1 protein-coding gene is annotated in these 816 nt (G+C 64.7%); it reads left to right on the top strand.

Annotated features, from left to right (window positions below; genetic code table 11):
• A partial coding sequence (locus KUM32_RS41025) for a UPF0182 family protein (RefSeq protein ID WP_217146745.1) occupies positions 1 to 816 on the top strand: 816 nt, incomplete at both ends.

Here is an 816-nt window from a genome sequence, read left to right on the forward strand (position 1 = left end):
GCGTACGACGGGTCCGTGAAGCTGTACGAGTGGGACACCGAGGACCCGGTCCTCAAGACGTGGCGCAAGGCGTTCCCGGGCACGGTCAAGGACCGCGACCAGATCAGCAAGGACCTGATGGACCACCTGCGGTACCCGCAGGACCTGTTCAAGGTGCAGCGCCAGTTGCTGACCCGCTACCACGTCGAGGACCCGGAGCAGTTCTACAGCGGCAGTGAGGTCTGGCAGGTTCCCGACGACCCGACCAACAAGGTCAACTCGGTGCCGCCGTACTACCTCAGCATGCAGATGCCGGATCAGAAGGAGAAGAAGTTCTCCCTGACCACCACGTTCACGCCGAACGACCGGGACAACCTGAGCGCGTTCATGGCGGTCGACGCCGATGCCCAGAGCGACGGCTACGGCAAGATCAGAATCCTGAAGCTGCGGCCGAACAACCCGGTCTCCGGACCACAACAGGTGCAGAGCAAGTTCAACTCCGATCCGAAGATCGCCGAGAGCATCAGGCTCCTCAAGGGCGGCGACTCGACGGTCGAGTACGGCAACCTGCTGACGGTCCCGCTCGACGACGGCCTGCTGTACGTGGAGCCGGTCTACGTCCGGGGCGCGGGGACGAACTATCCGCTGCTCAAGAAGGTCCTGGTGACCTACGGCGACCAGACGGCCTTCGAGGACTCGCTGGACAAGGCGCTCGACGTCGTCTTCGGTGAGGAGAAGCCCACCGATCCGACGAAGCCACCGGGCGACGGCCAGGAACCTGACGAGCCATCGGGCGACCCGACGGTGCGCGAGGCCTTGAAGGACGCGCAGGACGCC

The sequence above is a fragment of the Streptomyces sp. AC627_RSS907 genome, from assembly GCF_019049165.1.